Below are 14,247 nucleotides of genomic sequence, written 5' to 3'. Positions count from 1 at the left end.
TTAAAATTGGGTTTTCAGGCTAAAGCCAAAATTGCGTGTGGATGGGTACGAGAAATCCTCTACGCCATATACGATATTGCGTTCCTGTAAAGCATTCAGTTCCGGATCAAAATGCGGATTTTCAGTAAACAGCAGCAGATTACTACCTACAATACCCACTTTTATGGTCGAAAAACCAATGGAATTGGTCAATTCTGAAGGGAAATTGTAATAAATGCTTACCTGGCGCAATTTGAGGTACGAGGCATCATACACCGCACTTTCCTCGTTGCCACGGTCGTAAAAATTATTATAATAAGAACTCGCGCTTACCGAAAGATCATTGGGGATATACATAGGATTTTCAGCTGTACCGGCATTCATGACCCCGTCGCCCACAATACGGTTTTCACGACCTACCAATGTTTCTTTCAACACTCCGGAAGTGCTTCCCAGCGCTTTGATCCTGGAAACGATGGTGCCGCCCTGGCGCCAGTCCCACAAAATCGTCAATCCAATATTTTTATAGCTAAAGTTATTGTTGAATCCCAAACTAAAATCAGGGTTGTAATTGCCCAGTTTCCGCAAGGTATTGTCCTGTACCGGGAAACCATTTGCATAAAGCGTTTCCCCGTCAATCTTTACAAACCCGGTACCGTACATATCGCCCACGCGGCCATTTTCCCTGGCGATGTAAAAAACCGCATTGGAACCGCCATTGAATATATTTGCTGAACCGGTTACAAACTGGTCCACACCTTCTGGAAGTTCGATCACGACACTACGGAAGGTGGAGAAATTCACGGAAGATTGCCAGCCAAAATCCCCTCCTTTTAAAATATCACCACTCAGCATAAGTTCCAGTCCACGTGTGCGCACCTTGCCGCCATTTACGTTATAATTTTGAAATCCGCTGCTGGAAGAAATGGGTCGGGAAATAATCTGATCCTTGCTTATATTTTGATATGCGGAAGCATCCAGCTGTATCCTTCCTTTGAGAAACCAGGCTTCCAGACCCAATTCGTAAGCATCCAGTCGTTCTGGTTTTAAATCGGCATTTTTAAGCACCGTTTCATTGGTTACCCGAAAGCTGGAACCGTAGTTTTGATTGAACTGAAAGTTCTGAGTATTTTGATACGGATCTGTATCATTGCCCACGCTGGCCGCGCTCAGTCGAAGTTTTAAAAACGAAATCGCTTCTGGCATCTCAAACATATTAGAAGCCACATAACTCAATCCTGCCGAATAATATCCGAAGGAATTGCTGCCATCGGGAAGCGTGCTGCTCCAATCGTTGCGAAAAGTCGCATCCAGGTACACCTGATTTTTATAGGCGATAGTCCCAAACGTGTATACGCTATTAATACGTTTGTCAAAAATCTGACTGTTGCCCTTTAGCGGCGTTCTAGAATTGGCTAAAGTGTAGATGTCCGGCAGTGCGAGCTGACTTGCTTCCGCATAAGAATAACTGATATCCTGATCAAAGCGGTTTGCACCGGCAGAAACCGAATACTCAAAATCCTCATTAAATTTATCTTTATAGGTAAGCAGCACGTCATTATTGAGTTCGCGGTATTTCACGTAATCCTCCCTATAACTTCCCTCTGGATTTTTATTGGTACTCTTTGCCCTTTTAAAAGCGCGGTTGTCCTGGTAAAAATCGAGTCCGCCGCGCACGGTTAATTTCAGCTTTTCAGAAAAATCATAAGTAGCGGAAACATTGCCCAGCACCCTGTTTTTATTAAAACTATTCGTATTTTCATATAAAGTTAGGTAGGGATTTGTCAACCACAGGTAATTAACATCAAAATGCTGCCTTCCTTCCTGGCCTGCCTGCCAATAATCGCGCATAGAGGCGATATTGGTCTGGCGCCCGGTCCAGTTAAAACCGTATAAAACATTTTCATAGCCGTAGCCCAGATTGGGGCGGTTACCGCTGCGCGTATTGATATAGTTCACAAAGGTGGAAACGCGTAAGTTGTCGCTGAGGTCCTGATCCAGGCTCAAAGCCAGTCCGTCACGATCAAAATCAGTATTGGGGACAATACCTTCATTGCGCAGGCTGGTGTATGATAGTCGGCTGCTGCCATTTTCCCCTGCGGAAGAAATCGCCACATTGTTTTGATAGGTAACTCCGGTATCAAAGAAATCACGCACATTATCAGGACGGGAAACCCAGGGTGTTGCGGTAATTTCAGTAAAAGAACCATCAGGGAATGTCCTCGCAATAACATCACCGCCCCGCACCGGATTGCCATTGATATCTGTTGACGGACTATCAAACTGGGCGATCAGCTGTCCCTGATCCAATCGTGGGCCATAACTGCTTATGCCGCCATCATTAACCCCGGCACCAATACCATTTTGAAAAGTATATTCACCATTAGAGCCGCCACCGTATTTATTTTGATAATCAGGCAAGGTAAGCAGCGTTTCAATGGTCAATGTACTGCTCGTACTTACGCCAAAACCGGGCTGGCGCCGGCCTCTTTTGGTCGTGATCAAAACGACGCCATTTGCGGCACGCGAACCGTAGAGCGCAGCAGAACCTGCTCCTTTTAAAATAGAAATGGAAGCGATATCATCTGGACTAAAATCTGCGCCGCCATTACCGTAATCCACTTCCTGCAGGGCGCCATCGTTTACCAGGTCACTGGTTATTTGATCATTGCTAATGGGCACACCATCCACCACAAAAAGCGGTTGATTCGTTCCGCTGAGCGAATTTTCACCTCGAATAATAATGCGGGACGAAGAACCCACACCAGAAGATCCATTAGTGATCTGAACTCCCGCCACTTGCCCGGCCAGGCTGTTCACCAGGTTGGTCATGGGAACTTCAGTAAGTTCTTCTTCGCCCACAATAGATACCGAAGAAGCAAGTGCCAGGCGTTCACGTTCTATTCCCAAAGCGGTTACCACTACGGCATCCAGCTCTTCCGAAGAGATATTCATTTTTATTTGTTGCGGTAGGTTCTCATTGATTACCGCTAGGGTAAGCGTTTCAAAACCTACGGAAGAAATCCTTATTTTAAACGAGCTCGCCGCGGTTTCCAAAGTAAAGTTCCCATTTTCACCGGTGGTTGTAAAGTTTTGGGTTCCTACCTCGTTTACAGTTGCAAAGGGTACCGGTAAACCAGTATTGTCAACGACTTGCGTAGTATAAGTCTGGGCCTGACCCATGGCAGTTATAATAAATAACTGCAAGCAGGCGAGTAATACTATTTTCATAGAATTTTAATAATGATAAATGTTGAAAGTACAAATGGATATGACAATCTATATCCCATGAATCATGGAATAGGTCAAGTCTAAAAGCTATTTGGGACTAAGCAGCCCTTTGTAGAGGCGGAGCCCGCAAAGGGCCTGTAGCGTAATAAGCTTGCTTTATAAAGAAAACTTTTATAGTCTCAAAACGGGAAATATTTTGATCGGGATACGCTCTGCTGATAAGGGCAAGAAGGGAATAGGGATTCTGGTTGACGAAGTTAAACAAGTCTTCGGCAGTATCAAGATCGTTAAGTTCAGCAAGAAAAAACAGGGAGTGATTTTTTGTAAAGATATTTGCGCAAAGCTGAGAACATAATTCCTCTTTTTGCCAGGGTAGATTTTTAAAATCAGAAGTCTCAAACTGAGAACGGTTAAGCCCTATTAGATAAGCACCCCCGTCACTGGAAGGGCCAATAACCGCCTTGCCCTTTTCCAGATGTTTTATTGCGCGTTCTATATGCGCTACCTCAAGTCCAGGAGTATCATTGCCAATAGAAATAACATTTTTATAACCCTGTTCAAAAAGCTGTTTAAAGGCATACGTAATGCGAGATGAAAAATTAGGACCCTTTTGTTTGCTCTCGTCCATCCAGACTACGTCCAGGCCAATTTCTGAAACAAGTTGAGCAGTTTTGCTTATAAGAACGTCAAAAACAACTTCGTTCGCATTTTTTCTACTGTTAAGCGTTTTACGGCATGCCTCTTCTTTCGCCGAAAGCGAGAATACAAGTAGGGCAGTAGATGAAGTTGGACTCTTAATGATTACAAATCGATAAAATAATTACCTTTATCATAAAGGCAATCGCAATATAACGAAGATTATTGAATTTAAACCTGTTTATTGACGCTCTAATCGGTATGATATTTAATTCCTAAATGTTCTTATATTTTGGCTTTGAGTTATAAAACGTCTGTTGTTCAATGAAATTGCCAGCAATTATTGAAAATAAAGTGTGTTTTGAAGGTAAATGATTTTAAAATTTAACATTCTTTTTAGCGTGTGTGTGTTTCCTTCAGATAATTTTGCGAGCATGAAGATCAATAGCCAACAAGTGAGGCAGTGGGGCAGCGTATTTTTTATACTGCTGTTGCTTGCTTTCAAATGTGCAGATCTTCACCAGTTTAGTCATGATAGTAAAAAAGTACAGGATCACTGTACCATTTGCCAGTTAGCGCACGCGCAATCGCATACGGATACGTACTTGCCACCGCAGCAAGTTGTTTTTGAACCTACTCTGACTCCCATTTCAGCCACTCCGGTTGTTGTGGTGTATAACTATACACTTAGTCCCGAACCTCTCTTTGGGATTTTTCTCAATAAAGCGCCCCCGGCAGTTTGTTAGATAGCACTTTGCTTTTATCTCCCATATAGGGGTAACTCCCTCAATTCTCAATTTTAAGTAATAGTCAGTTATTCAAGGCAATAGGCTTTGATGACCCTATTCTTATATCCAAATATTTTTTAGATGAACTATTTTAAGTTTTTCGCTTTCCTGTTCCTTTGTTGGTCAGGAAAAGCGCAACAATGCGATTTTACCTTATCGGGAAAAGTCGTTGATTTTCATGATGGCAGTATCCTTGTGGGTGCGGTGCTCAGTATAGAAAATCAGCAGATTTACGAGGTTACTGATCTTGACGGAAACTTTGTTTTGCGTGGGTTGTGCGCTGGTACTGCCCAGGTAACCATAACGCACCCAGAATGTGAGGTAAAGACCTTTACCATAAATGTTGATGACCATGCAACGCAAAATTTTCGGCTGGAACATCATACCGAGGAATTATCTAAAGTGACATTAAAAGGTGAGAAATACCATAGCGAAACGACCTCTAGTGCTGAAGAATCCCTAAAAACGGAAACCCTGGAAAATTTTAGTGGTGTCAGCCTGGGGGATGCGCTTAAAGAAGTAAGCGGTGTTTCTTCATTAAATACGGGGAGTACCGTGGTAAAGCCTATCATACAAGGGCTACATAGCAGCCGGGTGCTTATCATCAATAATGGTACGCGTATGGAAGATCAGGAATGGGGCGTGGAGCATGCACCTAACCTGGATGTTAATACCGCGGCAAATGTAACAGTGGTAAAAGGCGCTGGCGCGTTGCGTTATGGTGGAGATGCCGTAGGGGGCGTTATTGTAACAAATCCTGCGGTGGCGCCAGTAAAAGACACTCTTTTTGGGAAAACCATTTTTGGGGCCATGAGCAACGGCCGTGGTACTTCAACCACTTCGAGCCTAACGAAAGCGTACAAATCTGGACTGCACTTTACCGGTCAGGGAACGCTGAAATATTTTGGAGACCGGGAAGCGCCAGATTACGTGCTTTCCAACACCGGAAACCGCGAACAGGACTTTTCAGTAGGTGTGGGGTTGAATAAATTCACCTACGGTTTTGAGGCGTATTACAGCTATTATCATGCGAATATTGGCATTTTACGTGCTTCGCATATAGGAAGTGTAGGCGATCTGGTCTCGGCGATAAATGCAAATGAGCCCAATTATGTGCGGCCATTTACCTATGATATTGCTGCGCCACGACAGGATGTGAGTCATCAGTTGGCCAAGATCAATGTTTTTAAAAAGTTTGAAAATGCTGGAAAACTGGATCTTACGTATTCCTTTCAGCTAAACAACAGACAGGAATATGATATAAGACGTGGCGATGATCGTGATAAACCCTCGCTGGACTTGGAACTGACCACGCATACGGTAAATACCAACTTTGAGTGGAACTCTAATCCTGATTTTACAGCAAATTTTGGTGGTGAGGCGATGTATCAGGTCAATTTTCCAAATCCAGATACCGGCGTGCGCAGGTTGATACCTGATTATGACATGTACACCGCGGCCGGTTATGCCACACTGGATTATAACCTTTCAGAAAACCTGGTTCTCAACGCGGGTGCTCGTTACGATTATATACAGGTCAACGCCAAGAAATATTATCAAACGTCCCGCTGGGAAGAACGCGGTTATGATATGGATTTTGGAACTATTGTACAACAGGATTTAGGTGATGAACTGTACACAACACCAGATTTTCAGTACAATAACCTTTCAGCGACCATGGGTGCAAAATATACTTTTAGCGACTATTTGACAGGACGTATAAACCTGAGTTCTGCGTCACGCGCACCTAATCCTGCAGAATTGTTTAGTGATGGTCTGCACCATTCCGCAGCGATTATTGAACTGGGCGATCTTCGGTTAAATAAGGAGCAATCGTATAAAGCCAGTGTTTCGCTTGATGGATCAGTGGGGGATTTTAGCTTCGGTTTAAATCCATTTTACAACCGAATCGACGATTTTATAATCCTGGAGCCCGATGCGGTAGAACAAACCACGCGGGGCGCCTTTCCGGTTTATGAATACCGCCAGGTCAACGCGCGATTGTTTGGAATAGATGTGAATGCAAGGTATCGTTTTGACCAGCATTTTGACCTTGACGGAAGTTTTTCCTATGTAAATGGAGAGGATCTCACCCGCAACCGACCGCTGATAGATATGCCCGCGCCCAACTGGACCAACACGCTTACCTACCGAAATGAAAAGATGAATAATCTTACCCTTGGACTGCGCAGTCAAAGTGTATTTGAACAAAAACGCTTTCCAGATAATGATTTTACGGTAGAAGTGTTGCAGGATAATGGAGAACGAGTAGACCAGACCGTGCGTGTAAGTCAGCCGCCAGCCGGGTATAACTTATTCCATTTTACCTCAAGTATTGATTTTAAAGTAGCGCAACATTCCAACCTTACGCTAGGTTTGTATGTTGACAATATTTTAGATACCAATTATAGAGAATACCTAAACCGCCAACGCTATTACGTTGATGATCTGGGCAGAAATTTTAGAATACAACTCAAATTCAATTATTAATAATCAATTTTAAATTTTATACTATGAAAACAATCAAATTAATGAGTCTTCTGGCAATATCAGCAACAATTTTCACGGGCTGTTCAAATGATGATGATAGCATTCCTGAACAAGTAAATCAAGAAGAAGTAGTCACCACGATGAACGTTACATTAACCGGCCCGAGTGGAAATATAGTAACCTTAAAGTCCTATGACGCAGATGGCGACGGACCTAAAGCTCCAGAACTTACCGTAAGCGGTGCATTAGCTGCAAACACCATTTATAGCGGTGAGGTAGAATTGCTGAATGAAACGGAAACCCCAGTGGAAAATACCACTTTGGAAATCATGGAGGAAAATGATGAACACCAGTTTTTCTTTTCAAACTCTGATGCACTAGAGGTTTCTTTTGCCTACGCAGATACCGAAAATGATTATGATGATGACCCGACCAATGATGACGAGGATGCAAACCCGGTAGGGATCTTGTTTACGCTTTCAACCTTAGAGGCAAGCTCTGGTACAGTTTCTATCGTATTGGTTCATCAGCCAGACAAAGATGCGTCAGGCGTTGTGCAGGGTGATAGGGCCAACGCCGGTGGTGAGGAAGATTTTGTAGCAAGCTTTCCTGTAACCATTCAATAAATAGCAAAAACTGGTCTATTTTTGGCTAAAAAGCCCCTAAAATCAACGATTTTAGGGGCTTTTTTTAATGATTTTTTCCACTGAATATTTGCCTATTTAAAGCTGAAAATCATGGAGAAAGCACCTATTTTAAAACTTCGGTAAGAAATCGTGTTATTTCTAATGTAAGCCAATTTCAAATAATAATAATAACAATAGGAATAATCAATACTTATTCAACCTTCCCAAGTAAACTCTCATTGAACAATTTCAAAATTCTGCGGTATTCATCGGTCCAGCTGCTGGGTTCTACAAAACCGTGGCTTTCTACCGGAAATAGGGCCATTTCCCAATTTTCTTTTCCCAGTTCGATCAAACGTTGTGATAAGCGTACCACATCCTGAAAATGTACATTGGTATCTACCATACCGTGCTCAATAAGTAAATCGCCTTCTAAGCCTTCAGCAAAATAAATAGGGGAGGAGCGCTTGTAAGCAATAGGATCATTTGATGGTTCGTTGAGAATGTTTGCGGTGTAGCCATGGTTGTAGTGCGCCCAGTCTGTCACAGACCTTAGGGCTGCTCCCGCCTGAAAGGTTTCGGGTTCATTGAACATGGCCATCAGTGTGATAAACCCCCCGTAACTACCGCCATAAATACCTACTTTCTGCGGATTTATACCATAATTTTCCACTAAATACTTCACGCCATCTACCTGGTCGCTGAGGTCTTTTCCACCCATATGGCGGTAAATCGCGGTGCGCCAGTCGCGGCCGTAACCAGCGCTGCCACGGTAATCAATATCAATGACCGTGTAGCCCAGATCGGTTAGCATATTGTTGAACATGTATTCCCTGAAATAGCTGGACCACCATTTATGTACATTTTGTAGATATCCTGCTCCATGTACAAAAACCACCGCGGCATTATTTTTTACACTATCTGCCGGTACGTAAAGTCGGGCAGGAACCATGGCGCCGTCACTTCCTTTAAAATTGACCTGTTTAGGATCGCGCCAGTTATAACTTTTAAAAGCCTCGCTCTGGCCCTGCGTCAATTGCTCCGCTTCAGCGTTTGCGCGGGTTTTCTTTAAGTACAGTTCCCATGGTTGATTGCTGTAGGAATGGAGAATGGCCATATTCTTTTCATCTGGCGAAAGATGAACTTCGTTATTCCCTTCCATCGTGGTCAGTTTTTCCATTTTACCGCCCATTAGCGGCATTTTATAAAAATGGCGTTCGCCGGGGCCAACTTCTGAAGTGGTGAGAAACCATGACTTTTTATCATTAGACAAAAACGGATCAAACACCTCAAAATCCCCTTTTGTAAGGTCGTTTTTAGTGCCATTTTCTACATTTAGCAGGTATAAATGGGAGTAACCGCTCGCTTCTGATTGAAAATAAATGTGCTTGTTATCAGGAAGCCAACCCATGGTGCCGCCACCATAACTCCAGCCAATCCCGGGACCGGCAATCCATGCTTCGTCGCGCTGGCGGTCAAGGGATTTTAAGCTCCCATCTTCTAGGTTTATTTCCGCGATCCAGCGGTCTTTGTTGTCCTTAGAACGTATATTGACAATCGCTTTTTCGCCGGAAGGGGAAAAGTAAGCGTTTGAAAGAATTACTTCGCGTTCTTCTTCTTTCCAGTCTTTATCTGGATAATCTTCAATGTAATCTGGCAGGTCCTTTATTCCCGGCAAATCGGTGGTTTCAACCCTATAAACGGTGTCTTTTTGTACGTTGTAAATGGCAAGTTCTACTTTGGTTTCTTCGTCCCCCACTTTAGTACGGGCATTGAGGTCTGTGGTATAACCAGAAGCGTCTACATAGTTAGGCACTTCTGTAGATTTTCCGCGTTCACGGGTGATGAGGTTGAAAGTGATGTAATCGCCATTAGGCGCAACGGTTAAATCGCTCATGGAACGATCTTCAAGATAAAAGGCAAAAGGCGTTTTCTTGGCAAGGATTTCGTTATAGTCCTCGGTTCTTTCTTCGTTTTCTTCGCGTTCATTTACCACTTGCAGCAGTTCGCGATTCTCATCTTCCAGCCACTGGTCTTTTTCAGATAATTTTTTGTCCTTGTCCTCTGGTGCTTTGCCTTCCAGGATATTGGTAAGTTTTTTCAGACTCCCCGCTGCCAGATCATATTGAAACGCATTATTGCCATACGTAAAGGTAATCTGATTGTCATCTTGCATAAAAGTGGGATCCTGAATGCGGGAATCGAGCTGTAATAATTCTTTTTTGGCATCTTTTTTTACGTCATATATATAGAGTACGCCATCTTCTGTAAATATTTTTTTTGTTTTATTGTCATTAAACGTTCCGTAGGAAGAAATTCTGTTTTTTTTCTCGGATAGACTTACTTTTTCAATAGTATCCTGATTGTTTATGCTGATTTTATACAAGGAATCTGCCGGATTTTTCTCAGGATTGTATTTAAAGTAAATGGTTTTACCCTGCGGCCCCCATTCGATATCAGAAGGGAAAGTCCCCATCCATTGAGAATCTTGCATAATTTTCCCTACCGAAAGCGGACTTGTCTGCGCCAGGACATTTGTGAATGAGAAGAGAAAAATAATACTGGATAATAGAAGTAGAGAGGTTGATTTGTATGCCATAGGAGTTAATGCTTTACAGTAATGTGAGAAAGCAATATACCTAAAAAGGAGGGTTTAGAACGGTTAAAAATCGTCAAAAAATAGTAGTATTCAGTGGATTTAAGAAGTAATTTATTAGATAAGTGCTACTATAAATCGAAAACTTAAAAACATGATTTAAGCATTTATCTGAATTGAAAAATCTAATAATCTATGTCTGAATCACCTCACTGAAAAATAGATTTTTTAATGATTTGTGCCAAAAAAAGTGCAATTTCAATACGGTTTAATTTGTGTTAAAAAAATGTGATTAATATAATTTAAGAAGTTTAAAGTGATCTTTGTGATATTGAGAATAGTTCAAAAATAAGCTTCAAGAAATGTATAATTTACATTTAATAAGTGTTATTTTAAGTAATAAATTGTTTTCTTACAATTATTCTTGGTAATACTGGTTAATATTTTTTTCTAATTCGTTTTGGATAGTCAAATTATTAGTTAATATTGTTGTAGGTTTTTAAATCATCTTAATAGTGTAGAAATCGTTTTCGCTGACAAAGACGAATACACTTAACTAACTTACAAAACTACTATGAGTAAAAATTACTATTGCAATTCAAAAAAACGGATGAAGTATCCTTCCGTTGTAAAAACCGGGATTTTTTCACTGATGGTCTGTTTGGGACATCAGTCAATAACAGCCAACGTTTTTGAAAGTGGAGGTTCATTAAATAGCGAATACGTGCAAACAACGGTGAGTGGTACCGTAACCGATGCAAATGGTAACCCGCTCCCGGGAGCGAGCGTACTGGTAAAAGGGACTACCATAGGTGCACAAACCGACTTTGACGGAAATTATAGCATAGATGCTCCTGGCGATGCAACATTGGTAATAAGTTATGTGGGTTTTCAAACGCAGGAAATTGCCATCAATAATCAGACAGCCGTAAATGTTTCACTTGCTGAAGATGCGGGTCAACTGGATGAAGTGGTCGTGGTAGGTTATGGTACACAACGTAAGCAGGATCTAACCGGTGCCATCTCTGTGGTCAAGGTAGACGAGCTTGTACAGCAACCCTCTGCACAAATTACAAGTCAATTACAGGGCCGGGTCTCTGGTGTTACCATTACTGGCGGCGGCCAGCCTGGACAGGCGCCTCAGATTAAAGTGCGTGGTGCAAATACCTTTGGTAATAACAACCCACTTTATGTTGTAGATGGTATCCCCACGGAAACCATTCAGGATATAAACCCTAACGATATTGAAAGTCTTCAGGTTTTAAAAGATGCGGCATCAGCTTCTATATATGGAGCCAGGGCTGCAAATGGTGTTATCATCGTAACCACTAAAAAAGGAAAAGGTAAAATGCGCGTATCTTATGATTCTTATTATGGGATGCAGCTTGTACAAAAAGGAAACCCCTGGGACATGCTTTCCCCCCAGGAGCAAGCTGAGCTTACTTTTCAAGCAATAAGGAATACAAATCCTGGTGTGGCTATTAGCCATAATCAATATGGCAATGGACCAGACCCTGTATTGCCTAACTATATAGCACCCGTAGGTGTTAACAGTGTAGATGAATCGTTGTATAATGTTAATCCATTATATACTAATCCCAATGATTTGAATAATTTCTATAGGATCGTAGAGGCAAATAAACAAGGAACCAATTGGTTTCAGGAAATTTTTGACTCGGCCAGTATCACAAGCCATAACGTATCTGTAAGTAATGGGACGGAAAAGGGGAGCTATTTCTTGTCCATGAATTATTTCAACCAGCAGGGAACAATTGAAAATACATACCTTAAAAGATATACTGTGCGCGCTAATGCAACCTATAATATCAATGACAACATTCGCATAGGACAAAATTTTAGTTTTGCGGTGCGTGACAACCCAACAATAGATGCACTTACAGAAGGAAGTGTTATAGGTATGGCGTTTAGGGAATTACCTATTATACCAGTATATGACATACGTGGTAACTATGCAGGGTCTTTTGGTTCTGACCTGGGTAACGCTAAAAACCCGGTAGCCATTGCACAGCGCAGAAAGAATAACAGAGGTGTTTCCAACAGGTTTTTTGGAAACGTATTTGCCGAAGTTGACTTTTTAGATCACTTTACCTTTAGAACAAGCTATGGCGGTCAGTACCTGTCAAATAGTTTTAATTCTTTTCAGTTCCCAGAATATGAAAACGCTGAAAATCTGAACGTTAATCAATATACAGAAACTTCTCAAACCAATTATAACTGGACCTGGACCAACACCCTACAGTATAAGAACGTTTTTGCCGATAAACATAATGTAACCGTTCTGGTGGGTACAGAAGCTTATCAAAATAGAGGTAGGGAATTAGGAGGAACTACACAAAGTTATTTTTCTTTTGATCCCAACTATGTGAATTTAGATACAGGGGCCGGTACCCAAACAAATACCAGTTTCCAGTATGCTGATGCACTTTCATCTGTTTTCGGTAGATTGGATTATAACTTCAATGATAGATATTTGTTAAGTGCAACCATACGACGTGATGGTTCCTCAAGATTCTTGAATGAGCAGTACGGCTGGTTTCCTGCCGCATCTGTAGGTTGGAATATTTTAAATGAATCCTTTATGCCAGAAGCTGACTGGTTGAACGATCTAAAAATCCGCGCGGGTTATGGTGTTCGTGGTAATCAAATAAATGTTACGCCACCTAACGCTTTTACAACCTTTGGGGGTGTTCAAACGAACTCTTATTATGATATTACAGGTAGTAATAATACATTGACGGAAGGATTTAGACAGTTACGTATAGGGAATCCAGATGCTAAATGGGAGCGGGATGCAGATTCTAACTTCGGTATAGATGCTTCTTTATTCAATAGTACTGTACAATTGAGCGCAGATTATTACAGGAAAGATATTACTGATTTACTTTACAATCCTAATCTGGTTGCAACAGAGGGAACTGCCACTGTTCCATTTCAAAACGTAGCAGAAATGAGAAATACTGGTTTTGATATAGACCTTTCTACTTACTTTAATCTTACCGATGACTTAAGGTTAAACACTTCCGTTACCTTCACCAGTTATAATAATGAAATCATCAAATTATCTGATGGTATTCAGTTTTTTGACGCGGAAGGAAGACGTTTTAATGGTAGTAATATCATTAGAAACCAGGCGGGCCATTCTTTGAGTCAATTTTTTGGTTACCAGACAACAGGTTTCTGGAATTCCCAGGCAGAAATAGATCAGGCAAACCAGGCAGCCATTGCAGCTACTGGAAATAACAATGCCCTCTACCAATCTGATGTAGCTGTAGGTCGTTTTAGATATGCAGACACAAACGGTGATAACCAAATCACTGATGCTGACCGTACGTTCTTGGGTAATCCAAATCCAGACTTTACCTATGGCCTCAACATAGAACTGATGTATAAAAACTGGGATTTTAGCATGTTTTTGTATGGTTCGCAAGGTAATGATATCTGGAATCAGGTTAAATGGTGGACAGACTTTTATAGCTCTTTTGTAGGGGCGAAAAGTACTACGGCCCTCTATGATTCCTGGACACCTCAAAATATGAATGCATCTGCACCTATACAGCAAACAACAGGATCTTTTAGCCTTGCAGATGTGCCTAATTCTTATTTTGTTGAAGATGGTTCCTATTTGAGGGCAAAACAAATTCAATTAGGCTATTCATTGCCTACAGAAATGCTTGAAAAAATAAGCATTAGCAAACTTCGTATATATGCGCAAATGGCGAATGCATTTACCATAACTTCTTATTCTGGTATAGATCCTGAAATCGCAGGTGGAGGAGCTACTAATACGGGAATAGATGAAGGGGCTTATCCTAACCAAAGACAAATAATATTTGGTCTAAATGCATCCTTTTAAATTAAGCTATATAAAGAATCATAAAAG

General features: G+C 41.5%; 7 protein-coding genes. 4 read left to right on the top strand and 3 right to left on the bottom strand.

Features of this window, described 5'->3' with window-relative positions; genetic code table 11:
• Window positions 1-3,210, bottom strand: a complete 3,210-nt coding sequence (locus P162_RS06560; RefSeq protein WP_031426456.1) for a SusC/RagA family TonB-linked outer membrane protein — start codon at window positions 3,208-3,210, stop codon at window positions 1-3.
• Between the two features lie 97 nt (window positions 3,211-3,307).
• Window positions 3,308-4,009 (bottom strand): DUF2064 domain-containing protein, encoded by a 702-nt coding sequence (locus tag P162_RS06555; RefSeq protein ID WP_241077801.1) that lies wholly within the window; start codon window positions 4,007-4,009, stop codon window positions 3,308-3,310.
• A 271-nt stretch (window positions 4,010-4,280) separates the two neighbouring features.
• Between P162_RS06555 and P162_RS06550 the strand changes: the two genes are divergently transcribed.
• The 3 genes from P162_RS06550 (at window position 4,281) to P162_RS06540 (ending at window position 7,750) form a co-directional block, all read left to right on the top strand.
• Complete coding sequence (locus P162_RS06550; protein ID WP_164076227.1) at window positions 4,281-4,592, top strand: hypothetical protein; 312 nt, start codon at window positions 4,281-4,283, stop codon at window positions 4,590-4,592.
• A gap of 123 nt (window positions 4,593-4,715) precedes the next feature.
• Window positions 4,716-7,124 carry a TonB-dependent receptor gene (locus tag P162_RS06545; protein ID WP_031426453.1) on the top strand — a complete coding sequence of 803 codons (2,409 nt, stop codon included), beginning with the start codon at window positions 4,716-4,718 and terminating at the stop codon, window positions 7,122-7,124.
• Window positions 7,125-7,147: 23 nt separating this feature from the next.
• Window positions 7,148-7,750 carry a hypothetical protein gene (locus tag P162_RS06540; RefSeq protein WP_031426452.1) on the top strand — a complete coding sequence of 201 codons (603 nt, stop codon included), beginning with the start codon at window positions 7,148-7,150 and terminating at the stop codon, window positions 7,748-7,750.
• Window positions 7,751-7,961: 211 nt separating this feature from the next.
• Here the strand turns inward: P162_RS06540 and P162_RS06535 are convergent, their stop codons facing one another.
• Window positions 7,962-10,349, bottom strand: a complete 2,388-nt coding sequence (locus P162_RS06535) for a S9 family peptidase (RefSeq protein WP_031426451.1) — start codon at window positions 10,347-10,349, stop codon at window positions 7,962-7,964.
• A 607-nt stretch (window positions 10,350-10,956) separates the two neighbouring features.
• On the opposite strand from P162_RS06535, the gene P162_RS06530 reads away from it, so the two are divergent.
• Window positions 10,957-14,220: a SusC/RagA family TonB-linked outer membrane protein gene (locus P162_RS06530; RefSeq protein WP_035916914.1), complete on the top strand. Its 3,264-nt coding sequence runs from the start codon at window positions 10,957-10,959 to the stop codon at window positions 14,218-14,220.
• Window positions 14,221-14,247: the final 27 nt, after the last annotated feature.

Source organism: Flavimarina sp. Hel_I_48, from assembly GCF_000733945.1.
GTDB lineage: Bacteria > Bacteroidota > Bacteroidia > Flavobacteriales > Flavobacteriaceae > Leeuwenhoekiella.
Note: the sequence above shows the minus strand (reverse complement) of the source record. Positions and strands in the feature narration are given on the sequence as shown.